We start from the raw sequence: 26589 nt of genomic DNA, 5'->3' as shown, positions 1-26589 counted from the left end.
CGGACGGGCCCACCGCATCCCCCGCCCCGCAGTAAACGCAGCCGCCTCGTACCACGTCTACGACATCGTGCCCTCCGCCGACTTCACCCTGATTCAGCACGCGGACACGGCCCTTGAGCGGAGGCGACCCCTCCGCGGGCTCTACCGGCGCCATCGCGTCCCTCTCCTCGCGACGCTCCCCGTTCTGCCCCTTTATGCCCTCTGGTGGGCCTTCCTCGCCACCGGCGGCGGTGACCTCGCCGCTCAGGACGCGTGGGCCGACTTCGTCACCCGGCACGGGAGTTCCGCGTACAACCTCTTCTGGTACGGCGGGATGCACACCGCCAACTACAGCCTGATCTCGCCGTACCTGATGGCCGCCTTCGGGGTCCGGGCGCTGACCGTCGCCTCCGGCATCACCGCCTCCTGGCTCGCGGCCGTCCTCATCCGGCGCACCCGGATACGAAGACCCCTCGCGCCCGCCCTGCTCGCCTCCCTCGCCCTGTGGTGCAACGTCGCCTCCGGGCGGACCACGTTCGCCCTCGGGGTGGCCTTCGGGCTCGCCGCCTGCCTCTTCCTCGCCCAGCAGCGACGACTCGTCCTCGCCGGTGCCTACGCCGCCCTCGCCACCATGGCGTCCCCGGTCGCCGGACTGTTCCTCGCCGTCGTCGGGGCCGGGTTCCTGATCGACAGGCAGCGGGGGCCCGCCATGGCCCTGCTCCTCCCGCCCGCCCTCGTCGTGGGGGCGACCAGTCTGCTCTTCCCCTTCACCGGTGAGCAGCTCATGCCGGCGCCCCGCATGGGGCCGCCCGCGGTCCTCGGGCTCGCGGTCGCCGCGCTCGCCCCGCCCGCCTGGCGGGTGGCCCGCTGGAGCGGAGTCGTCTACGCCGCCGGGACCGTGGTCACGTATCTCGTCCCCTCCCCCGTCGGCACGAACGTGGAGCGGTTCGCCGAGTACGCCGCGCCCGTGGTGCTGCTGACGGCGCTGCTCGCGCAGCCGCGGCTGCGCGTCCTGCGGCGCAATCTGCTCGTCGCCGCCCTCGTCCTCTCCGTGGGCTGGCTGGGCAAGAAGACCGTCGACGATCTGGCCGTCTCCACGACCGTCCCGGCCTGGGCCGCGCAGACCCGGGGTGTCGTCGAGGCGCTCGACGGGCTCGGGGCCGACCGTTCACGGGTGGAGGTCGTGCCCGCCCGTAATCACCGGGAGGCGGCGAAGCTCGCGCCGTACGTCCATCTCGCCCGGGGCTGGAACCGGCAGCTCGACATGGAGCGGGCGCGGCTGTTCTACGACGGGTCCTTCTCGGCCGCGGCGTACCGGAAGTGGCTGGACCGGTGGGCGGTCGGGTTCGTGGTGCTGCCGAACGGTCTGCCCGACGGGTTCGCCCGGGAGGAGGCCCGGTTGATACGGCACGACCGGCCCGACTGGCTGCTGCCCGTCTGGCACGACGCCCACTGGCAGGTGTTCCGGGTCCGGGACGCCGTGCCGCTGGTCTCCTCGCCCGGGACCGTCGTACGGACCTCCAGTGCCGACCTGGTGCTCCGCGTGTCCCGGCCGGGCGCGGTGACCGTGCGGATCGCGTACTCGCCGTGGCTGCGCAGTGACGGCGGGTGTCTGAGCCGCGAGGGCGAGTTCACGCGGCTCACCGTGGCGGCGCCGGGCGCGTACCGGATCAGCTCGGAGTACGGTCCTTCTCCGACGCCGACGGCTCGCTGCTGAGTTCGGCGGCGGCCACGACCGTACGGGCGCGCGGGCCCTGGAGCAGGTACGTCAGCCCGAAGCCGGCGCCGACGACGACCGCGCCGCCGGCCGCGTCCAGCAGCCAGTGGTTGCCGGTGGCGACGATCGCGGAGGCCGTGAACACGGGGTGGAGGAGGCCCAGGACCTTCATCCACGTCTTCGGCGCGATGATCGCGATGACCAGGCCGCACCACAGGGACCAGCCGAAGTGCAGCGACGGCATCGCCGCGTACTGGTTGGTGAGGGCGGTGAGGGTGCCGTAGTCCGGCTGGGAGAAGTCCTGCACGCCGTGGACCGTGTCGATGATGCCCAGGTCGGGCATCAGGCGCGGCGGGGCGAGAGGGTAGAGCCAGAAGCCGATCAGGGCGAGGAGGGTGGCGAAGCCGAGGCCGGCGCGGGCCCAGCGGTAGTCGACGGGGCGCCGCCAGTAGAGCAGGCCGAGGACGGTCAGCGGGACGATGAAGTGGAACGACGTGTAGTAGAAGTCGAAGAAGTTCCGCAGCCAGCCGATCTTCACCACGGCATGGTTGACCGCGTGCTCGATGTCCAGGTGGAGCACGCGTTCGAGGTCGAGGATCTGGTGGCCGTGTTCCTCGGCGCGGGCGCGTCCCGCCGAGTTGCTGCCGCCGGTCGCGGCGAGGCGGACCTTGGCGTACGCGGCGTAGGTGACGCGGATCAGCAGCAGTTCGAGCAGGAGGTTCGGGCGGGTGAGCACCCGGCGCAGGAACGGCAGCAGCGGGACGAACGCGAAGCGGGTGGGGACCGGCGGGGCGTACTGGGTGGGGACGGGTGAGCGGAAGTACGGCGAGGTGCGGGACAGGAAGGGGACCGCGGTGGCGGCGGCCAGGGCGGCGAGGAGGACGACGTTGTCGCGCAGCGGGTACAGCGCCGCCATGTTCGGCAGCATCATCTTGGCGGGCAGCGTCATCGCCAGGACGACGGCGACGGGCCACACCAGCCGGTCGGAGGCGCGGCTGCCGACCCGGCCGACGGCGGTGAGCAGCACCCACAGCAGCTGGTGCTGCCAGGCGGTCGGGGAGACGGCTATGGCGGCGCAGCCGGTGACGGCGACCGCGAGCAGCAGCTGGCCGTCGCGGGCGTAGTGGACGGCGCGTCTCAGGCCGAGGGTGACGACCGCCGCGCCGAGCAGCAGGAAGAGGCCGATCTCCAGGGGGCCTTCGAGGCCGAGCCGGAGCAGGGCGCCGTGCAGGGACTGGTTGGCGAGGTCGTCGGCGGGGCCGCCGAGACCGACGCCCGCCATATGGTGCACCCAATAGGTGGAGGAGTCCTGGGGCATCGCGGCCCAGGCGAGCGCGGTGGTCGCGGCGAAGGTGACGCCCGTGGCGGTGGCGGCCCGGCGGCGGCCGGTGAACCACAGCAGCGGCGCGAAGAGCAGCAGGGTGGGCTGGAGGGCCGCCGCTACGCCGATCAGGGCGCCGCTGGTGCGCCGGCCGCGGGCGACGAAGCAGCCCAGCAGGACGAGCAGGACCGGGATGATGCTGGTCTGGCCGAGCCAGAGGGTGTTGCGCACCGGCAGGGACAGCATGAGCAGGCTGATGGCGACGGGCGCGGCGAGCAGCGCGGTGCGGCGGCCGACCGGACGCGGCAGCGCGCGGGCGGCGACCACGCCGAGGGCGACGACCAATAACAGGGTGCCGAAGGTCCAGCCCCACCCGAGAGCCTGTTCGGCCGACCGGGTGAGCGGTTTGAGGACGAGCCCGCTGAACGGGGTGCCGGTGAAGCGGGTGGAGTCGTAGAGGGAGCCGCTGACGTGCAGCACGCCCTCGGGGCCCACCCAGGTCTCCAGATCGGTCAGCCGTTCCCCGCGCGGGGTGGTGAGGACGACGGTGAGCTGTCGTACGGCGAGGACGGCGGCGAGCATCCACAGTCCGAGGCGCGCCGCGCGCAGCCGTGTCCGGGTGCCGCCGACGGCCGTCGCTCCGAAAGCCTCTGCCGGTCGCCCGCTGTGCTCCGCATTCGCCACGCCTCGTCGGCCTCCCGCCCCGTTTGGTCCCGCGCGTCCCGTGCGTGCGGGTTCACCCTGCGAACCCTATGAGCTCGCACCACCCCTGGACAGGGACGCAGGCAACCCCGGCTTAACCTGACGGCCCCCTCGCTTTTGTCCGGATGACGATAGACCGAGGGGCGTGGGGGCTGCCCGCGGTGAACGCGAGAAGGGTCACAGCGGACGGACGGCCGAGGGGCGGTGGGGTGGGGCTGCGTGCCTGCGTACGCCGCATTTATGTGCAGTATGCAACGAAACGCATACCGCCCGTAGAGGGGCCAAGTGCACCTATCGTCGCTTCTTCGGCCCGCCCGACAGCGCCGCCGCGCGGTCCCGTGTCCCTGTCCCCGTCGAAAGGTAGGCGAGCGAAGTTTTGTCGACTGCCCCAGTCGCCACTCCCCACGTCGCCTCTCCCCCGGCCGGTTCCCCCTCCCCCCGGAGGACCGGCTCCGCGCAGGCGCCCGACCCCGCGACCACCCCGACCACCGCTCCTCCCACCGTCACCGACCCCGCGCTCGTCCGGCGTGCCGTGAAGGCGGCCGCCCTGGGCAACGCGATGGAGTGGTTCGATTTCGGTGTCTACAGTTACATCGCGGTCACCCTGGGCAAGGTCTTCTTCCCCTCGGGCAACGCCACCGCCCAGTTGCTGTCCACGTTCGGCGCCTTCGCCGCGGCCTTCCTGGTCCGCCCGCTCGGCGGCATGGTCTTCGGCCCGCTCGGCGACCGCGTGGGGCGGCAGAAGGTCCTCGCCGTCACAATGATCATGATGGCGGCGGGCACCTTCGCCATCGGCCTGATCCCCTCGTACGGCGCGATCGGCGTCGGCGCCCCGCTCCTGCTGCTGGCGGCCCGTCTGGTGCAGGGCTTCTCCACCGGTGGCGAGTACGCCGGCGCCTCCACCTTCATCGCCGAGTACGCCCCCGACAAGCGGCGCGGCTTCCTCGGCAGCTGGCTGGAGTTCGGCACGCTCGCCGGGTACATCGGCGGCGCGGGTCTGGTCACCCTGATGACGGCGCTGCTCTCCTCGGACGACCTGCTCTCCTGGGGCTGGCGCATCCCGTTCCTGATCGCCGGACCGATGGGCATCATCGGCCTGTATCTGCGAATGCGCCTGGAGGAGACCCCGGCGTTCGCGGCCGAGGTCTCGAAGGCGGAGAGCGAGCGCCCGAAGGTGCCGCTGCGGGACATGGTGACCGGCCAGTGGCGCGCGCTGCTGCTGTGCGTCGGCCTGGTGCTGGTCTTCAACGTCACCGACTACATGCTGCTGTCGTACATGCCGAGCTACCTCACCAGCGAGCTGGGCTACGACGCCACGCACGGCCTGGTCGTCGTGCTCGGCGTGATGGTGCTGATGATGGTCGTCCAGCCGTTCGCCGGTGCGCTGACCGACCGGGTCGGCCGCCGTCCGGTGATCGCGGCCGGCTGCGCCGGGTTCCTGGCACTGTCCGTGCCGGCGCTGCTGCTGATCCGCGACGGCGGTCTGCTCGCGGTCGCCGTCGGCATGGGCGCGCTCGGCCTGCTGCTGGTGTGCTTCACCGCGGCCATGCCGTCGGCGCTCCCGGCGCTGTTCCCGACCCGGGTGCGCTACGGCTCGCTGTCGATCGGCTTCAACGTCTCGGTGTCCCTGTTCGGCGGCACGACCCCGCTGGTGGTCACGGCCCTGATCGGCGCGACCGGCGACATGATGATGCCCGCCTACTACATGATGGCGGCGGCCGTGATCGGCGGGTTCGCGGTGTGGCGCATGGCCGAGTCGGCGGGACGCCCGCTGCCGGGTTCGGCGCCCTCGCTGGAGGCCGAAACACACCGGGAGAACGCCTGACGGACAGTGACGGCACGGCGTATCTTCGCTAGCGGAACTGGTTAGAGAGGCTAACTAGCCGTACGGAAGGTACAGGTGCATGAGCGAGTCGCAGCTCTGGCACGAGGTGGACGACTACTTCACCGACCGCCTCCTGCCCGATGCCCCCGACGACGCCCTGGAGGCCGCCCTGCGCGACAGCGACGCCGCCGGCCTCCCGGCCATCGCCGTCTCGCCGCTGCAGGGCAAGCTGCTCCAGCTCCTCGCCCAGGTGCAGGGCGCCCGGCACATCCTGGAGATCGGCACGCTCGGCGGCTACAGCACCATCTGGCTGGGCCGCGCCCTCCCGGCCGACGGGCGGCTGATCTCCCTGGAGTTCAACCCCGAACACGCCGAGGTCGCCACCCGCAACATCGCCCGCGCGGGACTCGACAAGCAGGTCGAGGTGCGGGTGGGCGCGGCGCTGGACTCGCTGCCCCAGCTGGCCGACGAGAACCCTCCCCCGTTCGACCTGGTCTTCATCGACGCCGACAAGGTGAACAACCCCCACTACATGGAGTGGGCGCTCAGGCTGACCAGCACGGGCAGCCTGATCGTCCTCGACAACGTCGTCCGGGGTGGCCGGGTGGCCGATCCGGCCAACACCGACCCGGACGTGGTCGGCACCCGTGCCGCCCTCGACTTGATCGGCAGCCACCCCCGGCTGAGCGGTACGGCGATCCAGACGGTCGGCGCCAAGGAGTACGACGGTTTCGCACTGGCCCGCGTGCTGGCGTGAACCCGGAGGGCGGGACGGCTCACACCTCGTGATGGAAGCCCACGTTGACGCTGCGTGGGGCGGTGCGGTCGTGGATGACGACCTCGCCGCTGCCGCCGCGGGGCAGCGCCACGGTGCCGCCGTAGGCGACCGGGTGGGCGTACTCCCCGAGGGTCAGCCGCACTTCGCAGGACGGCTCGGCCAGGGAACCGCGCAGCCAGGTCAGCTGCCAGGTCCCGTCCTGCGCGCACCGGAACTCCAGGTGGACGCGGGAGACGAACAGCCAGTCGTCCGGCGTCGTGAGCCGGCACACCGCCTTGTCCCGGCCCACCCGCAGCACGGTGCCCGGCTCGCTGGGCGCGTCGGCCATGAGCATGCCGGCCGTGGCACCCGCTTCCGCCGCGGACACCGCGGCCATGGTGAGTTCGAGCACGTGCGCTCCTCCTGAGACGTCCTGGCGGGCCGAGGAGGCCCGGGACCGGCGGTGGACCGTCACTGCCCTGCACGACGGCAACAGCCTCGTACGGCGGCGACGGCCCGGTGCGGTGGCCGGATCGGCTCGCCGCCGCCGAATGATAAAACGCCCGGCTTCGTGGCGTCCGGCACAATGGCCTCATGACCGAGCGAAAGCCACCGGGCGTCGACTTCGAGAGCTGGGTCGACAAGCAGATCCGCGACGCCGACGCGCGCGGGGAGTTCGAACAGCTGCCGGGGGTGGGCAAGCCGCTCCCGCGGGACGTGGAGTCCACGTACGACGAACTGTGGTGGGTCAAGCGGAAGATGGCCCGCGAGGGCTTCTCGGTGCTGCCGCCGACGCTGGCCCTGCGCAAGGAGGCCGAGGACGCCCTCGAGGCGGCCTACGCGGCCCCCTCGGAGCGCGTCGTGCGGAAGATCCTCACGGAGATCAACGCCAAGATCCGCGACATGATGTTCAAGCCGCCGCCCGGCCCCCCGCTGGGCATGAAGCCGTACGACGTCGAGGACGTCGTACGGCAGTGGCGGGAGCGCCGGGCGGCGTCGGGCGGGTCAGGCGCGTAGCAGCCGTTCCGCCAGCTCGCGGTAGTCCCGCAGGGCGAGGCGCAACTGCTCGGTGTCGGCCGCCGTCACGCTCCTGCCCTCGTCGGCGTCGGCGGTATGCCAGGACCGCCGCAGAGTACGGCGGCGCTCGGTCACCGCGTCCGTGAAGCGCTGGGTCAGCTCCTGCAGTACCTGGTCGGCCTGCTGGACGGCGTCCCGCGGCGCGTCGACGAACCCCGCCACCGCGTGCTGCAACTGCGCCGCGAGCTTGTCGCTGTCGTCGTGCCGGAGGAGCCGGTGACCCGCCTCGCCCTCACCGTCGTGGTGGGTGCCCGTGCCGGTGCCGGTGCCGGGCGCCCGGTCCGCGCGCCGCGGTCCAGGGTGAGCGGTGTCGCCGCCGGGCGTGTCGCCGGTCGGCGGGTGCGCGGCGGCCGGCGGGTGCGCGGCGGGCGTGCCCACAGCGGCGCGGCCGGTGTCGTGGAGGTCGGTGCCGTGGGGGTCGTCGGCGTGGGGGTCGGTGCCGGGGGTGGTGCGGGTGCCCTCGGGGGGCGGCATGTCGCCGGGGCGTCGGATCGCGTCGGACATCTCGCTCAACTCTCCTTCGCCTGGCGCCGGTGGAACACCGACGACGTGTGGTGGTCCCGGCGAGCCGGGGACGTGCGGTCGCCGTCCGCGTCGGTGCGGTGGCGTCCGCCGTCGTGGCGGGACGGCCGGAGCAGATCGTCGAACAGGGCGCGGGCCTCGACCATGGCCTCGCGCATCTCCTCGGTGCCCATGCCGCCGTTGTGCGCGCCGTCGGCGCGCGCCTGGGCCACCCGGTGCACACGCCGATAACCCTCGACATGGTGGGCGTGGTGCACGGACAGCGCGGCGAGCTGGTCCTCGTAGTGCCCGTCGGCGGGGAAGCCCCGGGCGCCGGCGAGCTCGGCGAGCAGCCGGTCCGCCTCGACGACCGCCTCCCGGGGCGCGTCGACGAACCGCTCCTGGGCGGCCGTCCAGCGCACCTCGTACCGCTCCCGCTCGACGGGCTCCAACGGCCGTTCGCGCAGGGCGCCGTGGCGCTCCACGCGCTCGGCGAGCTCCCGCTCGGCGGCCTTGGTGTCCCCGTCGTGCCGGGCGACGGCACGGTCGTACTCGGGCCCGAAGCGCCGCTTCAGGCTCGCGCCGTGCCGCGGGCCGCGGGCGCGCAGGGTCAGCACGGCCGCGACGACGACAACGACCGCAACAATCACGATCAACGCAATGATCAGGCCAGTGGACATGAATGCCTTCCGGGTTCTCGGCCCAACCGGCACTCCTCGCGAGCCGGTTCGCCTATCGGGTTGCCCGAAGGCCCGCCCACAAACTGCGCCGGGAACGCCGCACCCCCGCGGGACACGGGTGCGGACCGACCGGGCGCCCCGTCAATTCCCTTGCGCACCCAGCGGAGTGACCGCCGAGAATGCGGGCATGACCTGGACCGTCGCCCCCGAACCGTACGACTCGCCCGTCGCCGCCGCGCTCTGGCGGGCGTACTACACGGAGGTCAGCGACCGCTGGTACCTGCTGCACGAGGGGCGCCGGACCGACCCCGAGGAGCTGGAGCGCGAGATCGCCGCCCGGACGGGTGCCGACCTCGCGCCGCCGCGGGGGCGGCTGCTGGTCGCGCGGTACGCGGATGAGCCGGCCGGCAGTGCGGGCATCCGGCTGCTGGACGGGGCGACCGCCGAGCTGACCCGGGTGTTCCTGTACGAGGGAATGCGGGGCAAGGGCGGGGCGCCGCTGCTGGTGCGGGCCGCGGAGGACGCGGCCCGGGCCTCGGGCGCCGGCCGGATGGTCCTCGACACGCGCGGTGACCTCGTCGAGGCCCGGTCCCTGTACGCCCGGCTCGGGTACGCGGAGACCGAACCGCACAACGCCGACCCGTACGCCGAGCACTGGTTCGCCAAGGAGCTCGCCTGAGGCCCGGGAGCGATCCGCACCGGCACGTCCGCGCCGCACCGACCGCGCCGACCGCCGGCGCCAGGCCACCTCCGTCAGCCCGCCCGCGTCGGCCCGTCCCCGTCGGTTCGTCCCCGTCGGTTCGTCCCCGGCAGCCCATCCCCGTCAGCACGCCCGCGTCAGCCCGCCCCCGTCGGCTCGTCCCCGTCGGCCCGTCCCCGGCATCCTGTCCGCGTCGGCCCGTGCCCGGCATCCTGTCCGCGTCGGCCCGTGCCCGGCAGCCCGCCCCCGTCGGCCCGCCCGCGTCGGCCCGTCCCCGTCGGCCCGTCCCCGGCATCCTGTCCGCGTCGGCCCGTGCCCGGCAGCCTGTCCCCGTCAGCCCGTCCGGGTCACCGAGCGGCCGTTGTGCGGGCGTTCCCCCTGGGAACCGCACAGCTCGTCGTTCAGCTCGTGCACCAGCTGCACCAGGTCGGTCGGGCGGTCCGGACCCCACCAGTCGCCGAGCAGTTCGGCCAGCGACTCCTCGCGGGCCCGCGCCAGCCGCTCCGTCACCTCGCGTCCCTCGGCGGTCAGCACCATGTCCAGGCCTTGGCGCACCGCGAGGTGCCGTACCTCGACCTGTCGGGCGGCCTCGAGGACGACGCCCAGCGGGATGGGGCTGCGTTCGGCGAGCCGGGCCGGTTCCACCGAGCCGTGCTTCCTGATCCGCAGCAGCAGCCAGCTCGCCGCGGGCAGCAGGTCGTAGCCCGCGTGTTCGGTGATCCTGCGGTAGATCTCGCGCCGCCCCTCGCGGGTACCGAGCACCGACAGCGCCCGGCACACCTCGTCGTACGAGGACCGCTCCACGGGATTGCTGGCCAGCGTCTCCGTCACGTCGGGCGCGGTGACCGAGGCGCGCAGCCGGTCCTCCCTGAGGAACCAGGCCAGTACGAAACCGAGGAGGGCGACGGGTACGGCGTACACGAAGACGTCGGTGATGGCGGCGGCGTAGGCGTCGATCGCGGAGGGGCGCAGGGCGGGCGGCAGGGCGGCGATGCCGCGCGGGTCGGCCTTCAGCGAGTCGGCGGAGACCCCGGGCGGGAGCCGGGCTCCGCCGAGGGCGTCGGTGAGTTTGTCGCCGAGGCGGCCGGCGAAGATCGTGCCGAAGATGGCGACGCCGAACGAGGCGCCGATGGAGCGGAAGAAGGTCGCGCCCGAGGTGGCGACGCCGAGATCCTCGTAGGAGACGGCGTTCTGCACGATCAGCACCAGGACCTGCATCACCAGGCCGAGTCCGAGGCCGAAGACGAAGAAGTACACGCTCATCTCGGCGGTGGAGCTCTGCGCGTCGAGCTGGTGCAGGAGCAGCAGTCCGAGGGTGGTGACGGCGGTGCCCGCGATCGGGAACACCTTCCAGCGGCCGGTGCGGCTGACGATCTGCCCGGAGCCGGTGGAGGACAGCAGCATGCCGGCCACCATCGGCAACATGTGCACGCCGGACATGGTCGGGGTGACGCCCTGGACCACCTGGAGGAAGGTCGGCAGATAGGTCATCGCGCCGAACATGGCGAAACCGATGATGAAGCTGATCACGGCGGAGAGCGTGAAGGTGCGCACCCGGAACAGCTTCAGCGGCAGCACCGGCTCGGCGGCCCGCCGCTCCACCGCCACGAAGGCCACGGCGAGGAGCACGCCGAGCACCGCGAGCCCGATGATCTGCGGCGAGGCCCACTCCCAGGTGGTGCCGCCGAGGGAGGCGACCAGCACCAGGCAGGTGGCGACGGAGGCGATGAGGAAGGTGCCGAGGTAGTCGATGACGTGCTTGGTCCGCCGGCGCGGGATGTGCAGCACCGTCGCGATCACGGCGAGGGCGACGATCCCGACGGGCAGGTTGATGTAGAACACCCAGCGCCAGCTCAGGTGCTCGGTGAACAGTCCGCCGAGCAGGGGTCCGAGGACGCTCGTCGCGCCGAACACCGCCCCGAACAGGCCCTGGTAGCGGCCTCGGTCGCGGGGCGGGACGAGGTCGCCGACGATCGCCATCGACAGCACGATCAGCCCGCCGCCGCCCAGCCCCTGGAGCGCGCGGAACGCGATCAGCTGCGACATGTCCTGCGCCGCGCCGCACAGCGCGGATCCCACCAGGAAGATCACGATGGCGGTCTGGAACAGCTTCTTGCGCCCGTACTGGTCACCGAGCTTGCCCCACAGCGGGGTCGCGGCGGTCGAGGCCAGGAGATACGCGGTGACCACCCAGGACAGATGCTCCAGGCCGCCCAGTTCGCTGACGATGGTGGGCAGCGCGGTGGCCACGATGGTCTGGTCGAGGGCGGCCAGCAGCAGACCGAGCAGCAGGGCGCCGATCGAGACGAACACGTTGCCGGGCACGTGCTCCCGGCCGTCGGCAGCGGCGTCACGGGCCGATGGTCCGGCGCCGGGCGCGGGCAGCCGCGCGTCGCTCGCCTTCGGCGCCGTGCCGTGTGCGTCCCCGGCCATGAAGACCTCCACAAGGTTCTCGTTCCACCCTCCATCGTGATCGGTGTGACCTGTTATGGCCTGTTGAGTCCGTTTGGAAGTCCACATTCCGGGGGCGCGCGAACCGGGGTGTGAAGAAGATCTGCATAATCTCTGGAGTTCGCGAGGGGAGGGACGACACGTGGAACAGCCGAACGAACACCCGTGCCCGGAGTGCGGTGCGCCCAGGAACAGGGACAACACGCCCTCCTGCGCCTGCACCCTGCGTGCGTCCGACGCCTTCCGGGACGCCCGTACGGCGGAGGCAGCGGCCGCGGAGGACTTCGACCCGCTGCGCATACGGCCGTACGTCGAGCTGGACGGCGGGGCCGGGCGGAGTGCGGAGCACGACGGGCCGCCGGAGGATCCCCGTGCGTCCGAACGGTCGGCCGGAGCGTCGTCCGGGTCGGCGTCGCCGTCCGGGTCACCGTCCGAGCCGCGGCCCGAGCCGTCGTCCGCGTCGCCGGAAGGCGGGTCCGCGCCGGAGCCGCACGGCGCTCCGCCGGCGAACGACGCGACCATGACCCTGCGCCGCGTCCCGCCGGGGGCGACGGACGCGCCCGGCACGCCCGGCACGCCCCGTGCCGTGGACTCGACGTCCGTGCTGCCCTCGTCCGTGCTGCCCACGCCGCTGGCGCCCGCGACGACCCGGCCGAGCGCCACGGATCTGCATCTGTTCGAGACCGAGGAGCCGGCCGGAACCGGCCCCGGCGCGCCCGAGCCGGACGGCGGCCTCGGGACACCGACGCGCCGACGCCGCCCCGGGATGCTGTTCGCCGCCGCCGGGGCCGTCGTCGCCGTGGTCGGGGCGGCGGGATGGGCGAGCGGACTGTTCTCCTACGAGACGCCGTCCCGGGACGGCGCGGCACCGCAGGACATCAGGGCGGGCGTCCCGGACCCGTCGTCCGGCGCGCCCTCGGCGGCGCCGACGACGAGCGCGTCCTCCGCGGCGCCGGCCCCCTCCGCCTCCCCGTCGGCCTCGCCGTCCGTGAGCGCGAGCCCGTCGGCCTCGCCGCTTCCGTCGGCCTCCAGTACCTCGCCGGGCCCGTCGCAACCGGCCGAGCCGTCCTCGCCCCCGACGACCACCACGCCCTCGGACGCCGCCGAGGACACGGACGAGGACGACGACACCGGCGGTCCCGTGCTGCGGCGCGGCGACCGGGGCCCGGAGGTCACGGAACTCCAGCTGCGGCTGCGCCAGTTGTACCTGTACAACGACGACGTCAACGGCCAGTTCAGCCAGCGCCTGGAGGAGTCCCTGCGCAATTACCAGTGGTCCCGCGGCCTCAGCGAGGAGCTGAGCGTGTACGGCCCGGAGACCCGGTCCCGGCTGGAGTCGGAGACCCGGGAGCCGTAGGCGGCCCGCGGGAACCCCCGGCTACCGGGTGATGTGCAGCCGGATCGTGCCGTCCGTCCCGGGCTCCACCCGGACCTGCGTCAGGTCCCGTACGACCACGTCCGGCCGGTGGAAGCCGGCCCGGGGGCCGATCCCGACGACCCGCATGCCGGCGGCGCGGCCCGCGGCGATGCCGGCGCCGGAGTCCTCGAAGACCACGCAGTCGGCCGGGTCGACGCCCAGTTCCGCCGCACCCTTCAGGAAGCCCTCGGGGTCCGGCTTGCTCGCGCCGACGGATTCCGCGGTCACCCGCACCTCGGGCTGCTCCAGCCCGGCGGCGGCCATCCGCGCCGTCGACAGGGCGACGTCGGCGGAGGTCACGAGAGCGTGCGGCAGCCCCTTCAGGGAGGCGAGGAACGCGCGGGCGCCGGGGATCTCGACGACGCCCTCGGTGTCGGCGGTCTCCTCGGCGAGCATGCGGGCGTTGTCCGCGTGGTTCTGCTCCATCGGCCGGCCGGGCAGCAGCAGCGCCATCGACGCGTAGCCCTGGCGGCCGTGCACGACCTTCATGACCTCGTTGCCGTCGAGCCCGTGCCGCTCCGCCCAGCGCCGCCACACGCGTTCGACGGAGGCGTCGGAGTTGACGAGGGTGCCGTCCATGTCCAGCAGGAGGGCGCGGGCGGTGAGTACGGCGGTGGCCGTCATCGGCTGCTCCAAGGCGCGGAGGATCGAGCAGGGGCTTGCGGCGGAGCCCCTGGGGGTCACTGCGGCCCCGGGGCCGAGGTGGCCCCGGAGGGACCGGGCGACGACCCCGTGGGACAGGGCGCCCCCGGAGGGACAAGGCGGCCCCGCCCGCCGGTCAGGGAAAACGGGCGGGAGCCACTTTGTTCATCCACGGTACAAAACAACCCGGCATCCCGCCACCACCTTCGCCCACCGTTCACCATCGCTTCAGCCCGCCGCCGCCCGGGAAGGCCCCGCGCGAGGGGCGTCACCCGGTGACCGCCTCCCACAGGCTCCACACACCGAGTCCCAGCATCAGCAGCGCCGCGATCTGCGTGATCAGGCGCAGCGGAACCCGCTTCATCAGCGCCTTTCCACCGACGATGCCGAGCCCGGCCACCGACCACAGCGCGAGCACCGCGCCCAGGCCGACGGAGAGCGGGTCGTCGTAGCGGGCGGCGAGGTTGGCCGTCATGATCTGCGTCAGATCGCCGAACTCGGCGACGAGGATGAGCATGAAACCCGTCCCGGAGACCTTCCAGAAGGACTGGTTCTCCGGCTTGCGGACCTCCGCCTCGTCCTCGTCCTTCTTGAACAGCAGCATCGCCGCGCCGCCCAGGAAGAGCACACCCGTGAGCGCGTGCACGATCTGCTGCGGCAGCAGCGTGAGCACGCTTCCCGCCGCCACGGCGAGCGCGACGTGCAGCGCGAAGGCGGCGGCGACACCGGCGAAGACGTACGAGGCGCGGTAGCGGGTGCCGAGGACGAGGCCGGCGAGGGCGGTCTTGTCGGGCAGTTCGGCGAGGAAGACGACGCCGAAGACGACGGCCGTCACGGTCAGGCTGATCAACGGTTCCTCAATCGGTCGGGGCCGCCCCACCGAGAGTGCTGCGCATGTGCACGGGACACCTCGGCACGGCAGCACACACGGCACCCGTGCCGTGGGCACGGGCGTGCACTGCTTGCCGAAGGTCTCGCTGGCCGACCCCGCGTCGCGAGGTCCGCCTCCGGGCGCCGGCTCAGGCGGGCTGAGCAGTATGTCGACGGTCCGGCGAAGAGCTACTCCCCTTCTGCGCCGTCCATGGTACGCGAGGCCCGCGCCGGCTCGTCGTCCGGCGGAGTGCGCGGAAACTTCACACCTGAACCATAGACGTGACATGGACGCGTCACTAACTTCTTACCGAACGCACCCCTCCCCGCAACCCGGAGTGGTGAGCATTCCCCTGCCCACGCTCCAACACGCCCACCCCACAAGGGAGTTCGCATGCCGAAGTTCTACGCGCGTCGACAGCTCAGCATGGTCGCGGCGCTCACCGGACTCATAGCCTCCATCGGCCTGTTCAACGGCCCGGCCGCCTCCGCCGCCCTGCCCACCCCGGTCAGCGCCTCCACCGCCCGCAGCTACCTCGCCACCCTGCCCGTGCGCACCGAGGACCGCACCGGCTACAACCGTGACCTCTTCCCGCACTGGATCACCGTCAGCGGCGCCTGCAACACCCGCGAGACCGTCCTCAAGCGCGACGGCTCCAACGTGCAGACCGACTCCTCCTGCTACGCCACCAGCGGCAGCTGGTACTCCCCGTACGACGGCGCGACCTGGACCGCCGCCTCGGACGTCGACATCGACCACCTCGTCCCGCTCGCCGAGGCCTGGGACTCCGGTGCCGGCGCCTGGACCACCTCGCGCCGTCAGGCCTTCGCCAACGACCTGACCCGCCCGCAGCTCCTCGCCGTCACCGACAACGTCAACCAGTCCAAGGGCGACCAGGACCCGGCCACCTGGATGCCCTCGCGCACCGCCTACCGCTGCACCTACGTCCGCGCCTGGGTCCAGGTGAAGTACTACTACGGCCTGTCGGTCGACTTGGCGGAGAAGACCGCCCTGCAGAACCACCTCGCCGGCTGCTGAACCACCACTGCAGAACCACCCCACCGGCCGCTGAACCACCACTGCAGAACCACCCCGCCGGCCGCTGGACCACCACTGCAGAACCACCCCGCCGACCGCCGAACCACCACTGCCGAGCGACCCGGCGAAGCGCTGGGCCCCGGGATCTCCCCGCCGGCCTCCGTCGTTCCGTACCGTACGGGGCGACGGAGGAAGGGGGCACCATGGCCGGACTGCGGCTCGGACCACTGCTGAGGTACATCGACGGCTCGTCCGCCACCATCTGGGTGGAGACCAGCCGCCCGGGCACCGTCGAGGTGCGCTGCGCCGACGGGACCGGCGGCACGGCCGGGACCTTCCAGATCGCCGGGCACCATTACGCGCTCGTCCAGGTCACCGGTCTCACCCCGGGCACGGCCACGCCGTACGAGGTCTTCCTCGGCCACACCCGGGTGTGGCCGCTGAGCGAGGAACCCTTCGCGTCGCTCCCGCCCTCCGCCATCCCCACCCCGGGCCCCGACGCGCCCGTGCGCGTCGCCTTCGGCTCCTGCCGCTGGGCCGCCCCGCCGACCGGGGAGGCCGACCCCATGGGCCCCGACGCCCTGGACGCGCTGGCCCGACGCGTCGCCGCCGACCCGGCGGGCGAACGGCCCGGCGTCCTGCTGCTCCTGGGCGACCAGGTGTACGCCGACGAGACCTCCGACGCCACCCGCGCCTGGCTCTCCGCCCGCCGCGATCTGGACGAAGCCCCGGGCAGCCAGGTGGCCGACTACGAGGAGTACACGCACCTCTACTACGAGTCCTGGCTGGACCCGCAGGTGCGCTGGCTGCTGTCCACCGTGCCGACCTGCATGGTCTTCGACGACCACGACGTGATCGACGACTGGAACACCTCAGCCTCCTGGGTCACCGACATGCGCGCCCTGCCGTGGTGGCGGGAGCGGGTGCTCAGCGGCCTGATGTCGTACTGGGTGCACCAGCACCTGGGCAACCTCTCCCCCGCCGAGGTGGAGGCCGATCCGCTGTACGCGTCCCTCCGGGACACTCCCGACGGCACCGACGCGCTGCGCGCCTTCGCCGCCCGGGCCGAGGCGGACGCGGCCACCGTGCGCTGGAGCTACCGGCGCGACTTCGGCCGGGTCCGCCTGCTGATGGTGGACAGCCGCGCGGCCCGCGTCCTCGAGGAGGGCCGGCGCTCCATGCTCGACCGGTCGGAGGCCACCTGGCTGCGCGACCAGATCCTCGACGGGCGCGGCTCCTACGACCATCTGCTCATCGGTACGTCCCTGCCCTGGCTGCTGCCCCATCTGGTGCACGACGTCGAGGGGTGGAGTTCCGTGCTGTGCCGGGGCGACAAGGGCGCGCGCTGGGCGCGGCTCGGGGAGAAGCTGCGGCGCGGGGCGGACCTGGAGCACTGGTCGGCCTTCCCGGAGTCGTTCGACGAGCTGGCGGAGCTGATCGCCGAGGCCGGTACGGGACCCGAGGCGCCCGCGACAGTGAGCGTGCTCTCCGGGGACGTCCATCACGCCTATGTCGCCGAGCCGACCTGGCCGGGTCGCGCCGGGCCGGACGCCCGGGTGGTGCAGCTCACCTGCTCCCCCGTCCACAACTCCATCCCCCTGTCGATACGGCTCGGCTTCCGCTTCGGCTGGAGCGCCGTCGCCCGAGGGCTCGGGCGGGTGTTCGCGCGGCACGGAGGTCTGGGCCGGCCGTCGGTCGACTGGCGCAAGACGGGCGGTCCCTGGTTCGGCAACCAGCTCATGACGCTGACGGCACAAGGGCGTTCGGCGGTGCTGCGGCTGGAGCACGCGCGGCAGGGGGAAGCCGGGGCGCGGCTGGAGACGGTGATGGAGACGCGGCTGAGCCGGTGAGGTTGCAGGAACCTGTGAGTTGCCTGTGGGAGGGGGTGCGGATTCGGTCACGTGATTGAGCATGAAGGTCGGGTGGGCGCCGTATTGACATGCGGTAGCGGGCGCCGGAACAGCCACATCGGCGTAAACCCGTGGCCAAATGTTGAACTTGCAAGTAAGTCTTAGGCACACCTAACGTGGGGCTTCGACTCGGTTCCGTCCCCGGACCGGTCCCGCCCGGGGGCCGGCCTGACCGAAGGAGACCCCCCACCATGACCGGACGCCTCAACAGCGCCCAGCCATACGCCCTTGGCGCTTTCCGCATAGTCGTCGGCCTGCTCTTCGCCTGCCACGGGGCCGTGTCCCTGCTCGGCGTGCTCGGCGGCGTGGACGGCAACGGCGGCACCGCCGAGACCGGCGCCTGGCCCAACTGGTACGCGGCCGTGATCGAACTCGTCGGCGGCAGCCTGGTCCTGCTCGGCCTCGGCACCCGCGCCGCCGCGTTCATCTCGTCCGGCGCGATGGCGTACGCGTACTTCAAGGTCCACCAGCCCGAGGCCCTGTGGCCGATCGAGAACAACGGCGAGGGCGCGGCCATGTACTGCTGGGCCATGTTCCTGCTCGTGTTCACCGGCTCCGGAGCCTTCGGCCTGGACCGCCTGTTCACCAAGCGCTCGTCGGCGAACGAGGGGCGTACGGCGGAGCAGACCCCGGTGGCCGTATGACCGGCCGATCGGCTGATTGGCTGACCGACTGACCGACTGACCGGCTCCGGAGGGTGCCCTTCCCGGCTCGGGGAGGGCACCCTCCGTCGTTCACCGGGGGCGTACCCCGCTACGGCGAACTCCCGGCGCCGAACGCATGAACCCCCCGTGACCCTCCTGTCACAGGTCACGCGTACGCTCTATGGCTGTCAAAGGTCACTCCTGCCGCTCCCCCCGCGACATCGCGGCACGGTCTGGCCCACGGGGGAGCTACGGGGAGTTTTCGGGTGGAGAGTGTGGGGTCGCTGGTCGGCAGCCCATGGATCTATGCGGTGGTGGCCCTCTCGGTCCTGCTCGACGTGTTCCTTCCGGTCCTGCCCAGCGGGGTCCTGGTGATCACGGCGGCCACGGCCGCGGCCGCGGGTACGGCGGCCGACGTGCCCGACATCCTGGTGCTGACGCTCTGCGCCGCCACCGCCTCCGTCCTGGGCGACCTGGTGGCCTACCGCCTCGCCTGGCGCGGCGGCGCCCGCCTGGACAGGGCGCTCGCCCGGTCCCGGCGGCTGAGCAGCGCGCAGGAACGTCTCGGCGCCGCGCTGGCCCGTGGTGGCGGCGCCCTCGTCGTGCTCGCCCGTTTCGCCCCGGCCGGCCGCTCGGTGGTCTCCCTCGGCGCCGGCGCCGCGCACCACCGCGCCCGCGACTTCCTTCCCTGGTCCGCCCTGGCGGGGCTGTCCTGGGCCACGTACAGCGTCGCCCTCGGCTACTTCGGCGCCCATTGGCTGGGCGCGACGTGGCTGGCGACGGCGGTGTCGGTGGGCGCGCTGTTCGCGGCGGGGGCGGGCGCGGGGTACCTGATGCGGCGGAGGCCGCGGCCTGCGGAGGCTTCGTAGGGCGGCCTGCGGAGGCTGCGTCGGGCGGCCTTCGGACGCTGCGTCGGGCGGCCTTCGGACGCTGCGTCGGGCGGCCTTCCGGGTTTCGCGGGGCGGCCTTCGGGGGTTTCAGGGCGCCCAGCCCGCCTTTCGCAGGCGGCCTTCGGGGTTTCGCGGGGCGGAGACAGCGGCCGTCGGAGGCTCCGCTTCGTGGGCCTGCCGCTCCTATCCCGCCTGGCGGGCCGCGGCGCCCCGTACCTCCAGGCCGTCCAGCAGTTCGGCGGTGGCCTCGGCGATCGCGTCCACGGCCCGGTCGAAGACCTCACGGTTGTGGGCGGCGGGCGCCCGGAAGCCGGACACCTTCCTCACGTACTGCAGGGCGGCTGCCCGGATCTCCTCTTCCGTGGCCTCCTCGGGCAACACGGGCGGGCGCAGGGTCTTGATACTCCGGCACATGCCCCCAGTCTGACGCGCGGGGCCCGTGATGACCACGGAATCGGCGACTGCGATGATCCCGGCAGGCGGCCACCGTCCAGGGGCCGACAGAGCGGAGGAGTTCATCGTGGTGGCGAACGAGCTCACCGTGGCCGTCCTCGGCCCCGGCGGCGTGGGCGGACTGCTCGCCGCGCTGCTGTCCCGCGCCGGTCACCGGGTGATCTGCCTGGCCGGCGACGAGACGGCGACGGTCCTGCGTGAGAACGGCCTCCAGGTCCGCAGCGGGCGGTTCGGCGACTTCACCGCTCGCGTCGAGGCGGACACCGAGCTGCGGGAGCCCGTCGACGCGTGTCTGATCACCGTGAAGCACACCGCTCTCGACGCCTCCCTGGGCCGGGTCCCGGCCGCGGTCCTGGGCGACGGCCTCGTCGTCCCGTTCCTGAACGGTGTCGAACACCCGGCCGCCCTGCGGCTCCGCTACCGGCCCGACCGTGTCGCCCCGGCCGTGATCCGCGTCGAGTCGACCCGCGTGGCGCCGGGGGTCATCGAGCACGGCAGCCCGTTCGCGGAGATCGACCTCACCGGTGACCCCGTACCCCGCGGCCGCCTGGACACCCTGGCCGCCGCCCTCGACGACGCCGGCCCGGATGCCGGGGTCCTGGACGACGAGACGACGGCACTGTGGGCCAAAATGTCATTCCTGGCCCCGCTGGCCCTGCTGACCACGCGGTACGGCCTCTCCCTGGGGGACGTACGCACCACCCACCGCGACGAGCTGACGGCCCTGGTGACGGAGACGGCCGCGATCAGCCGCGCGTGCGGCGGTCCGGGGGACCCGGCCCAGGCACTCGCCCGCTACGACGCGTTCCCGCCGGGGATGAAGTCGTCGATGCAGCGCGACGCCGAGGCCGGCCGCGCCCTGGAACTGGACGCCATCGGCGGCGCGTTGCTGCGTGCCGCCGAGCACCACGGCGTACCGGCTCCCGTGACGGCACGCGTGGTGCGAGAGTTGACCGGAACGGGTGGATCCGGGGGAGAGACCCCCGAGTAACTCGCCACCCAAAATCGAACAGGCGTATCATTGGGTCGTGGCTGCGACCTATGACTTTCCGAGTGACCTCCTCGCCGGTCAGGAGGAACTGCATCAGGTCAGGGCCGAGCTGTCGGCCCTGCTGAAGCGGCTCCCCTGGTCGGTCGAACCCCTCGACGGCTTCAGCGACGACAACGGCTGGCGCAAGGTCGAGCGCCCCGCCTCGCCCGGCTGGACGGAGGACGAACAGGCCGAGGTCGAGAAGCTCAGACGGCGGGAGCACGAGCTCGCGGTGTTCGTCAGCACCCATCGCTACTGGGCCGAACTCACCGGCGCCGACCGGATACACGCCCGCTCCCAGCTGAAGCACGCCCACGAGGGCACGGAGGGGCCTGCGTAGCACTTCGTCGGGGCACCTAAGCAGAGGCACCTCGTAGGGGCCCCTCGTAGGGGCACCTCGTAGGGGCACAACGACAAGGGCCCCCGGAGAGACTCCGAAGGCCCTTGGCCGTGGTGGGCGCGGACGGTTTCGAACCGCCGACATCCTGCTTGTAAGGCAGGCGCTCTACCCCTGAGCTACGCACCCGGGACCCGGGCGTGCGCCCAGGTCGAGTGGACAGCCTACATGGCCAGGGGCGCGGTCCGGCAAACCCGTATCGGGGGTTATCCCCACCTCTGATCCGCCGGCCGCCCGGATCCCCCGGCGAGCCCTCCGTCCGTACGGTCGAAGGGCGCCCGGCACCGCTGGAGAGCGCCACCGTCCGTCCAGGGGGAGACCGCCATGACCCGCACGACCCGTACCGCCCGTACCGCCCGTACCGCCCGTACCGCCCGCATCGCCGGCATCGCCGGCTCCGCCCGTGCGGTGCGGGTGCACGCCCTCGTCCTCGCCGGGGCCACCGTGGTGCTCGTCGCGGGCCTGAGCGCCTGCGGGGCGTCGGCCACCGAGGACGACGATCCCGACCGCCGGTCCTTCGACCTGCCCGGCAGCACCCTCACCATCGACTCCGACGACTCCGCGCTCGAGATCGTCGCCGCGGACGGGAACCCCCCGGGCAAGGTCGAGGTCACCCGGTGGTTCCAGGGCACGGTCGCCATGGGCAAGGACCCGAAGGTCACCTGGTCCATGGACGGCGACCGGCTGGTGCTGCGGGAGAAGTGCTCGGGCGTCGTCGCCGACTGCTCCACCAAGCACCGCATCGAGGTCCCCCGCGGGGTCTCCGTCGAGGTCGAGGAGAAGGACGGCAGTGTGCGGGCCCGGGGCTTCCGCGACGCGCTGACCATCCGAACGACGGACGGTTCGGTCCACGTCACGGACTCCACCGGTCCCCTGGAGCTGCGCACCGGTGACGGGTCCGTGCGCGCGGAGGTCTCCTCCCGCACGGTGCGCACCCACAGCGGGGACGGCTCGGTCCGCCTCGCGTTCGGCGCCGTGCCCGACCTGGTGGAGTCCCGCAGCGGCGACGGTTCCCTGACCATCGACCTGCCCCGGGCCGCCTACCGCGTGGACACCGAGACCGGTGACGGCGCCGAGAACGTGTCCGTGCCCCGCGACGACTCCAGCTCCCACGTGGTGAACGCCCGCACCGGCGACGGCAAACTCACCGTCCGCACGGCGAACTGACCGACCCGTGTCTTCGTCCTTCACCGGTGGGAGAATGAACTCCGGGCAGGGCGAACGACAGTACGGGAGAGGGATGTGACGGCGACACCAGCGCAGCCGTACTCGCCGTCGGAACCGCGCGCGCCTCGCACGCGGCGCGCCGCCCCTCCTCTCCTTCCGCTCCGTTCGAGGCCACGTCCGCACCGGGCTCCCGGCGCGCTGCGTGACGCGCTCGCCCTCCTGGGGTTGCCGCTGGTCGCGGCGCTGGTGCTGCCCGCCGCGTTCGCCGGTGGCGGCACCCGGCGCTGGTTCGGCGGGCGGGCCGAGAACCAGCGGGCCGAGGCCCAGGCCGCCAAGGACGCCGCGGCGGCCGCGTTCTACGAACTCGACACCGCCCAGCGCGACCTGCGGATCTCCATCGAGACGATCACCGCCGTCGACTCCACCCCCGCCGCCCGCCGCGCCGTCACCGACTTCGAGGCCCTCGGCCGGCGGATCGACGAGGCCAGCCACCGGTACATCAGCGCCGTCGACGCCCACGACCTCGACCGCGACGACCTGGAGGCCTCGGCCGCCTCCCAGGCCCGCGCCCGGCTGACCGCCGCCAAGGACGAGCTCGGGCAGGTCAAGCAGGAGCTGGACCGGTTCGCCGACGGGCTCGGCCCCCTCCTCGGCAAGGCCGAGACGCAGCTGGCCCGGCTCGCGCCCGCCGTCGAACGCGCCCGGCAGGCACTGCTCGCCGCCTCGAACGCCCTCGACACGGCACGCGGATCGGGGCTCAGAGCCGACGACCTCGCCGCCCGGCTCGCCGCGCTCTCCCCGGAACTGACCAAGCTGAACCAGGGCGCGGGGCAGCACGGCGTCCCGGGGACCCTGGAGCGGGCCGAACGCGTCACGCGCGAGGCCGAAGCGGTCCGTGCCGAAGCCGAGCGGCTGCCGGAACGGGCCGCCGAGATCGACCACCGGCTGGTCTCCCTGCGCACCCGCGCCCAGGCCCTCACCACCCGTTCCGAACAGGTGGAACCGGTGCTGAGCGAACTGCGCCGCCGCTTCACCGCCGCCTGCTGGCAGGACCTGCAACGCGTCCCCGGCCTGGCCTCGGAGAACGTGGCCCAGGCGGAAGCCAGGCTCGCCGAGGCCAGGGCCGCCCGCGACGAGCAGCGCTGGGCGGACGCGACCGCGCTGCTGTCGACCGCGCGGGCGCTGCTGAACACGACCGACGAAGCCGTGTCGGCCGCCGGTGACCGGCTGCGGCGGCTGAACGCGGTGCAGAAGGATCCCGAGCAGGAGATCGAACGCACCCGCTTCACCATTCGCGACGCCCAGCGTCTGGCCATGGCCGGCCGCAACACCCCCGACCCGCGTCACGCCCGCCCCCTGGACGACGCCGTGGCCCGTCTGGAGCGTGCCATCACCGGCCTGCAGGGCCGGCACCCCGACTACTGGCACTTCCTGACGGAGACGGAGGAGGTACGGGCGACGGTGGGCCGCGTGGTGGCGCTGATCCGGGAGGAACGCGGCGCCACCGCCCCCTGACCGTCATGGCGCCGGTTAACCTGTGCCCATGCCTCGCTACGAGTACCGCTGCCGGACCTGCGGCGACACCTACGAACTGAGCCGTCCCATGGCGGAGTCCTCCGCTCCCGCGCCCTGCCCGGCGGGTCACGACGACACGGTCAAGCTCCTTTCCACGGTCGCGGTGGCCGGCACCGCCTCCGCTCCGGCCCCGGCTCCCCGCGCGACCGGCGGTGGCGGGGGCTGCTGCGGCGGGGGCTGCTGCGGCTGAACACCGGCGGTCGGCCCAGCCGCCGCCTCAGCTGCCGAGATGGCGCAGCACCGCCAGCACCCTGCGGGAGTATCCCTCACCTCCTGTCAGTCCGAGCTTGTCGAAGATCGCGTTGGTGTGTTTCTCCACCGCGCTCTGCGAGATGTGCAGGCGCTGCGCGATGGCCGCGTTGGTGTGCCCCTGAGCCATCTCGGCCAGTACCGCCCGCTCCCGTGCGGTGAGACGGGCGAGCGGGTCGGTGTGGGTCGTGCGGCCGAGCAGTTGCCGCACGACCTCCGGGTCGAAGGCGGCGCGGCCGCCGGCCACCCGCTCCAGGGCGTCCAGGAACTCGTCGACCTGGACGACACGGTCCTTCAGCAGATAGCCGACCCCTTCGGACTCACCGGTCAGCAACTCCGTGGCATACCGCTTCTCCACGTACTGCGAGAGCACCAGCACCCCCACCGAAGGCCAGCGCCGACGGATCTCCAGGGCCGCGCGCAGCCCTTCGTCGGTGTGTGTGGGCGGCATCCGCACATCGGCGACCACCACGTCCGGCGGGTCCTCGGCGACCGCCTTCAGCAGCAGTTCCGCGTTGCCGACGGCGGCGAGCACCTGGTGCCCCTCCTCCGCCAGCAGCCGCACCAGGCCCTCTCTCAGCAGGGTCGAGTCCTCGGCCAGGATCACGCGCATGGCAGCTCCGCGGTCACCAGGGTCGGCCCGCCCGGCGGGCTGCGGACCTCCAGGTGCCCGTCGAGCGCGGCGACCCGTCGGGCGAGCCCGAACAATCCGCTGCCCGTCGCGTTCGCCCCGCCTCGACCGTCGTCCTCGACGCTCACGTACAACGCTCCCTCCCTCGATCCCAGCTCGACCACTATCCGGGTCGGCGCCGCATGCTTCACCGCGTTGGTGACGGCCTCGCAGACGACGAAGTAGACGACGGTCCCCACGGCCCGCTCGGGCTCTTCGGTGAGCCCGTACTCCACCCGTACCGGGACGGACGCCCGCTCGGCGACCGTCTCCAGCGCCGCCCGCAGTCCCGCCTCGTCCAGGGTGGTGGGGTAGATCCGCCACGCCACCTCGCGCAGGTCGTCCAGGGCGTGCCGGCTCTCCTCGTGGGCCTGGCGCAGCAGCCGGTCCGCGCGGGCGGGGTCCTCGCTCCGCAGGGCGCGGCCGAGCAGCATGCCGAGCGCGACCAGACGCTGCTGCACCCCGTCGTGCAGGTCCCGCTCGATGCGCCGCCGCTCGTCGTTCACCGCGTCGACCACGGCCGCGCGGCTCGCGGACAGCTCGGCGATGCGCCGCTCCAGCGCCTCGGGGTGGCGGGGGCCGAGCAGGCGGCGGGCCAGCTTCCCCTCCAGTTCGGCCACGCCGAGTATCCCCTGCACGGCGAGGAAGAGCAGGAAGAGTCCGCCGAGGGACGTGTACACGACCGCCGCGGTGTCGCGTATGTCGTCGACCAGCAGCCAGAGGTACATCCAGGACGTGCCGTACCCGAGGCCGATCGCCACGGAGACCATCACCACCGCGCCCAGCACGCCCAGGGACCAGCGGCAGGCCAGGTATCCCAGGGCCTGCGTGTCCTCGTACGCGGGCGAGATGGGGACCCTCAGCCAGATCCGCAGCCGGGCGCGCTCCAGCTCCGTCAGTCTTCGCGCGCCGGCGAGGACCGGGCGGAGCACGGCGCGACGGCCACGCGGCCAGGCCACGACGGGCAGCAGGAGCAGACCGGCCAGGACTGTGCAGAGCAGCTCGACGACGGCCGCGGCGGCCCCCCAGATGAGGCCCACCGCGCACCGCACCACGCGCCGCACCATGTCTCGCATGATCGTGAGGCTAGTCGGGGGCGAGGACCGCGCACACTGCGGAAAACCGCAATTGCGGCTGCGGAAGACCGCAGCGCATCGTGCGGATTTCCTCAGGGTCCCTTCAGCTCCGGTTTTCTAGCGTGGTCGGCATGACAGCCATCGCAGCGCACACGATCACAGCGGCCGCGGACGGGACCGCCGGACCGCAGTGGGTCCACGACCTCATGGACGCCATGGGCGCCCCCGGGGCCGGCCTCGCCATCGCGCTGGAGAATCTCTTCCCTCCCCTGCCCAGCGAGGTGATCCTGCCGCTGGCGGGGTTCGCCGCGAGCAGTGGGCGGATGGGTCTGCTCGCCGTGCTCCTGTGGACCACGGCGGGCTCGGTGATCGGCGCGCTCGCGTTGTACGGGGTGGGCGCGCTGCTCGGCAGGGACCGGACGGTGGCGATAGCGGGGCGGCTGCCGCTGGTGAAGGTCGCGGACATCGAGCGGACGGAGGCGTGGTTCGTGCGGCACGGGCCGAAGGCGGTGTTCTTCGGCCGGATGATCCCCATCTTCCGCAGTCTCATATCGGTGCCGGCCGGAGTGGAGCGGATGCGGCTGCCGCTGTTCCTCGGGCTGACCACACTGGGCAGCGCGATCTGGAACACGGCGTTCGTGCTCGCGGGCTATGTGCTGGGGGACAACTGGCAGCAGGTGACGGACATCGTCTCCGCGTACTCGAAGGTGGTCCTCGGCGTGGCCGCGCTGGCGGTGCTGGTGTTCGTGGTCCTGCGGCTGATACGTCCGGGAGGTGGCAGCCGGAGGCGGGACGGGCGAGCGGCGGCCGACGGCACGAGCCCGCTCACCCGTTCCCGCGAGAGGTGAGG

26 protein-coding genes and 1 tRNA gene are annotated in these 26589 nt (G+C 72.8%); 16 read left to right on the top strand and 11 right to left on the bottom strand.

Translation table 11 applies throughout. The annotated features are described in order from the left end of the window. Nucleotides 1-88 precede the first annotated feature (88 nt). On the top strand, nt 89-1696 hold the full coding sequence (locus IE178_RS32165) for a DUF8823 domain-containing protein (RefSeq protein ID WP_318280367.1): 1608 nt from the start codon (nt 89-91) through the stop codon (nt 1694-1696). Here IE178_RS32165 and IE178_RS32160 read toward each other — a convergent pair. Beyond that, nucleotides 1650-3701 (bottom strand): bifunctional glycosyltransferase 87/phosphatase PAP2 family protein, encoded by a 2052-nt coding sequence (locus IE178_RS32160; RefSeq protein WP_193514699.1) that lies wholly within the window; start codon nt 3699-3701, stop codon nt 1650-1652. The genes IE178_RS32165 and IE178_RS32160 overlap by 47 nt on opposite strands. Before the next feature lie 394 nt (nt 3702-4095). Between IE178_RS32160 and IE178_RS32155 the strand changes: the two genes are divergently transcribed. Both IE178_RS32155 and IE178_RS32150 read left to right on the top strand, forming a co-directional pair. Further along, complete coding sequence (locus IE178_RS32155; protein ID WP_193514698.1) at nt 4096-5544, top strand: MFS transporter; 1449 nt, start codon at nt 4096-4098, stop codon at nt 5542-5544. A 79-nt stretch (nt 5545-5623) separates the two neighbouring features. Continuing rightward, nucleotides 5624-6301 (top strand): O-methyltransferase, encoded by a 678-nt coding sequence (locus IE178_RS32150; RefSeq protein WP_184766382.1) that lies wholly within the window; start codon nt 5624-5626, stop codon nt 6299-6301. 19 nt (nt 6302-6320) lie between these two features. Here the strand turns inward: IE178_RS32150 and IE178_RS32145 are convergent, their stop codons facing one another. Continuing rightward, complete coding sequence (locus IE178_RS32145) at nt 6321-6713, bottom strand: FHA domain-containing protein (RefSeq protein ID WP_193514697.1); 393 nt, start codon at nt 6711-6713, stop codon at nt 6321-6323. A 182-nt stretch (nt 6714-6895) separates the two neighbouring features. On the opposite strand from IE178_RS32145, the gene IE178_RS32140 reads away from it, so the two are divergent. Next, nucleotides 6896-7318 carry a DnaJ family domain-containing protein gene (locus IE178_RS32140; protein WP_184766384.1) on the top strand — a complete coding sequence of 141 codons (423 nt, stop codon included), beginning with the start codon at nt 6896-6898 and terminating at the stop codon, nt 7316-7318. Here the strand turns inward: IE178_RS32140 and IE178_RS32135 are convergent. Both IE178_RS32135 and IE178_RS32130 read right to left on the bottom strand, forming a co-directional pair. Further along, on the bottom strand, nt 7307-7882 hold the full coding sequence (locus tag IE178_RS32135; RefSeq protein ID WP_193514696.1) for a hypothetical protein: 576 nt from the start codon (nt 7880-7882) through the stop codon (nt 7307-7309). The genes IE178_RS32140 and IE178_RS32135 overlap by 12 nt on opposite strands. Before the next feature lie 5 nt (nt 7883-7887). Next, nucleotides 7888-8559 carry a hypothetical protein gene (locus IE178_RS32130; protein ID WP_193514695.1) on the bottom strand — a complete coding sequence of 224 codons (672 nt, stop codon included), beginning with the start codon at nt 8557-8559 and terminating at the stop codon, nt 7888-7890. A 187-nt stretch (nt 8560-8746) separates the two neighbouring features. Here IE178_RS32130 and IE178_RS32125 point away from each other — a divergent pair, with 187 nt between their 5' ends. Beyond that, a complete protein-coding gene (locus tag IE178_RS32125; protein ID WP_184766387.1) occupies nt 8747-9238 on the top strand; it encodes a GNAT family N-acetyltransferase in 492 nt (163 codons plus the stop codon). A 354-nt stretch (nt 9239-9592) separates the two neighbouring features. On the opposite strand, the gene IE178_RS32120 is transcribed toward IE178_RS32125, so the two are convergent. After that, nucleotides 9593-11692: an MDR family MFS transporter gene (locus IE178_RS32120; RefSeq protein ID WP_193514694.1), complete on the bottom strand. Its 2100-nt coding sequence runs from the start codon at nt 11690-11692 to the stop codon at nt 9593-9595. 160 nt (nt 11693-11852) lie between these two features. Here IE178_RS32120 and IE178_RS32115 point away from each other — a divergent pair, with 160 nt between their 5' ends. Continuing rightward, nucleotides 11853-13067 (top strand): peptidoglycan-binding domain-containing protein, encoded by a 1215-nt coding sequence (locus tag IE178_RS32115; RefSeq protein ID WP_193514693.1) that lies wholly within the window; start codon nt 11853-11855, stop codon nt 13065-13067. Nucleotides 13068-13088: 21 nt separating this feature from the next. On the opposite strand, the gene IE178_RS32110 is transcribed toward IE178_RS32115, so the two are convergent. Both IE178_RS32110 and IE178_RS32105 read right to left on the bottom strand, forming a co-directional pair. Continuing rightward, nucleotides 13089-13751, bottom strand: a complete 663-nt coding sequence (locus IE178_RS32110; protein ID WP_193514703.1) for an HAD family hydrolase — start codon at nt 13749-13751, stop codon at nt 13089-13091. Nucleotides 13752-14037: 286 nt separating this feature from the next. Further along, nucleotides 14038-14619, bottom strand: coding sequence for a TMEM165/GDT1 family protein (locus tag IE178_RS32105; RefSeq protein WP_184766390.1), 582 nt, complete (start codon nt 14617-14619; stop codon nt 14038-14040). Between the two features lie 414 nt (nt 14620-15033). Between IE178_RS32105 and IE178_RS32100 the strand changes: the two genes are divergently transcribed. From IE178_RS32100 to IE178_RS32085, 4 genes are all read left to right on the top strand, one after another. Next, the gene (locus IE178_RS32100) at nt 15034-15678 is read left to right on the top strand and encodes an HNH endonuclease family protein (RefSeq protein WP_193514692.1); all 645 of its coding nucleotides are present in this window, start codon (nt 15034-15036) and stop codon (nt 15676-15678) included. 203 nt (nt 15679-15881) lie between these two features. Next, nucleotides 15882-17528, top strand: a complete 1647-nt coding sequence (locus IE178_RS32095; protein WP_193514691.1) for an alkaline phosphatase D family protein — start codon at nt 15882-15884, stop codon at nt 17526-17528. 251 nt (nt 17529-17779) lie between these two features. Beyond that, the gene (locus tag IE178_RS32090) at nt 17780-18232 is read left to right on the top strand and encodes a DoxX family protein (RefSeq protein ID WP_184766393.1); all 453 of its coding nucleotides are present in this window, start codon (nt 17780-17782) and stop codon (nt 18230-18232) included. 266 nt (nt 18233-18498) lie between these two features. Next, nucleotides 18499-19101, top strand: coding sequence for a DedA family protein (locus IE178_RS32085; protein ID WP_184766394.1), 603 nt, complete (start codon nt 18499-18501; stop codon nt 19099-19101). A gap of 204 nt (nt 19102-19305) precedes the next feature. On the opposite strand, the gene IE178_RS32080 is transcribed toward IE178_RS32085, so the two are convergent. Further along, nucleotides 19306-19536: a DUF2277 domain-containing protein gene (locus tag IE178_RS32080; RefSeq protein WP_184766395.1), complete on the bottom strand. Its 231-nt coding sequence runs from the start codon at nt 19534-19536 to the stop codon at nt 19306-19308. A 109-nt stretch (nt 19537-19645) separates the two neighbouring features. On the opposite strand from IE178_RS32080, the gene IE178_RS32075 reads away from it, so the two are divergent. Both IE178_RS32075 and IE178_RS32070 read left to right on the top strand, forming a co-directional pair. Further along, complete coding sequence (locus IE178_RS32075) at nt 19646-20566, top strand: ketopantoate reductase family protein (protein ID WP_193514702.1); 921 nt, start codon at nt 19646-19648, stop codon at nt 20564-20566. A gap of 37 nt (nt 20567-20603) precedes the next feature. Then, entirely contained in the window at nt 20604-20945 is a 342-nt protein-coding gene (locus tag IE178_RS32070) for a DUF8825 domain-containing protein (RefSeq protein ID WP_193514690.1), read from the top strand. A gap of 111 nt (nt 20946-21056) precedes the next feature. Here IE178_RS32070 and IE178_RS32065 read toward each other — a convergent pair. Next, nucleotides 21057-21131 (bottom strand) — tRNA-Val (locus tag IE178_RS32065). A gap of 195 nt (nt 21132-21326) precedes the next feature. On the opposite strand from IE178_RS32065, the gene IE178_RS32060 reads away from it, so the two are divergent. The 3 genes from IE178_RS32060 to IE178_RS32050 all read left to right on the top strand — a co-directional run bounded on the left by IE178_RS32060 (nt 21327) and on the right by IE178_RS32050 (nt 23934). Further along, nucleotides 21327-22169: a DUF4097 family beta strand repeat-containing protein gene (locus IE178_RS32060; protein ID WP_193514689.1), complete on the top strand. Its 843-nt coding sequence runs from the start codon at nt 21327-21329 to the stop codon at nt 22167-22169. A 75-nt stretch (nt 22170-22244) separates the two neighbouring features. After that, complete coding sequence (locus IE178_RS32055; protein ID WP_193514688.1) at nt 22245-23684, top strand: hypothetical protein; 1440 nt, start codon at nt 22245-22247, stop codon at nt 23682-23684. 28 nt (nt 23685-23712) lie between these two features. Then, nucleotides 23713-23934: an FmdB family zinc ribbon protein gene (locus IE178_RS32050; RefSeq protein WP_193514687.1), complete on the top strand. Its 222-nt coding sequence runs from the start codon at nt 23713-23715 to the stop codon at nt 23932-23934. Nucleotides 23935-23961: 27 nt separating this feature from the next. Here IE178_RS32050 and IE178_RS32045 read toward each other — a convergent pair whose 3' ends face one another. Both IE178_RS32045 and IE178_RS32040 read right to left on the bottom strand, forming a co-directional pair. Then, nucleotides 23962-24606 carry a response regulator transcription factor gene (locus IE178_RS32045; protein WP_184766400.1) on the bottom strand — a complete coding sequence of 215 codons (645 nt, stop codon included), beginning with the start codon at nt 24604-24606 and terminating at the stop codon, nt 23962-23964. Next, the gene (locus tag IE178_RS32040; RefSeq protein ID WP_184766401.1) at nt 24597-25739 is read right to left on the bottom strand and encodes a sensor histidine kinase; all 1143 of its coding nucleotides are present in this window, start codon (nt 25737-25739) and stop codon (nt 24597-24599) included. Before IE178_RS32040 ends, IE178_RS32045 begins: the two co-directional genes overlap by 10 nt. A gap of 131 nt (nt 25740-25870) precedes the next feature. Between IE178_RS32040 and IE178_RS32035 the strand changes: the two genes are divergently transcribed. Next, nucleotides 25871-26587, top strand: coding sequence for a DedA family protein (locus tag IE178_RS32035; protein ID WP_184766402.1), 717 nt, complete (start codon nt 25871-25873; stop codon nt 26585-26587). The last annotated feature ends 2 nt before the right edge of the window (nt 26588-26589 follow it).

Origin of the sequence: Streptomyces griseoloalbus (assembly GCA_014650015.1) — a bacterium.
Classification (GTDB): Bacteria; Actinomycetota; Actinomycetes; order Streptomycetales; family Streptomycetaceae; genus Streptomyces; species Streptomyces griseoloalbus.
The sequence above is the reverse complement of the archived record's forward strand: the minus strand, read 5'-3'. Positions and strand labels throughout refer to the sequence as shown.

Bases quoted from the DNA above. Each gene is read 5' to 3' on its own strand.
- IE178_RS32090 (WP_184766393.1), top strand. From the start codon at position 17,780: ATGACCGGACGCCTCAACAGCGCCCAGCCATACGCCCTTGGCGCTTTC.
- IE178_RS32120 (WP_193514694.1), bottom strand. From the start codon at position 11,692: ATGGCCGGGGACGCACACGGCACGGCGCCGAAGGCGAGCGACGCGCGG.
- IE178_RS32100 (WP_193514692.1), top strand. From the start codon at position 15,034: ATGCCGAAGTTCTACGCGCGTCGACAGCTCAGCATGGTCGCGGCGCTC.
- IE178_RS32135 (WP_193514696.1), bottom strand. From the start codon at position 7,882: ATGTCCGACGCGATCCGACGCCCCGGCGACATGCCGCCCCCCGAGGGC.
- IE178_RS32035 (WP_184766402.1), top strand. From the start codon at position 25,871: ATGACAGCCATCGCAGCGCACACGATCACAGCGGCCGCGGACGGGACC.
- IE178_RS32060 (WP_193514689.1), top strand. From the start codon at position 21,327: ATGACCCGCACGACCCGTACCGCCCGTACCGCCCGTACCGCCCGTACC.
- IE178_RS32125 (WP_184766387.1), top strand. From the start codon at position 8,747: ATGACCTGGACCGTCGCCCCCGAACCGTACGACTCGCCCGTCGCCGCC.
- IE178_RS32050 (WP_193514687.1), top strand. From the start codon at position 23,713: ATGCCTCGCTACGAGTACCGCTGCCGGACCTGCGGCGACACCTACGAA.
- IE178_RS32045 (WP_184766400.1), bottom strand. From the start codon at position 24,606: ATGCGCGTGATCCTGGCCGAGGACTCGACCCTGCTGAGAGAGGGCCTG.
- IE178_RS32130 (WP_193514695.1), bottom strand. From the start codon at position 8,559: ATGTCCACTGGCCTGATCATTGCGTTGATCGTGATTGTTGCGGTCGTT.
- IE178_RS32150 (WP_184766382.1), top strand. From the start codon at position 5,624: ATGAGCGAGTCGCAGCTCTGGCACGAGGTGGACGACTACTTCACCGAC.
- IE178_RS32095 (WP_193514691.1), top strand. From the start codon at position 15,882: ATGGCCGGACTGCGGCTCGGACCACTGCTGAGGTACATCGACGGCTCG.
- IE178_RS32140 (WP_184766384.1), top strand. From the start codon at position 6,896: ATGACCGAGCGAAAGCCACCGGGCGTCGACTTCGAGAGCTGGGTCGAC.
- IE178_RS32110 (WP_193514703.1), bottom strand. From the start codon at position 13,751: ATGACGGCCACCGCCGTACTCACCGCCCGCGCCCTCCTGCTGGACATG.
- IE178_RS32040 (WP_184766401.1), bottom strand. From the start codon at position 25,739: ATGCGAGACATGGTGCGGCGCGTGGTGCGGTGCGCGGTGGGCCTCATC.
- IE178_RS32080 (WP_184766395.1), bottom strand. From the start codon at position 19,536: ATGTGCCGGAGTATCAAGACCCTGCGCCCGCCCGTGTTGCCCGAGGAG.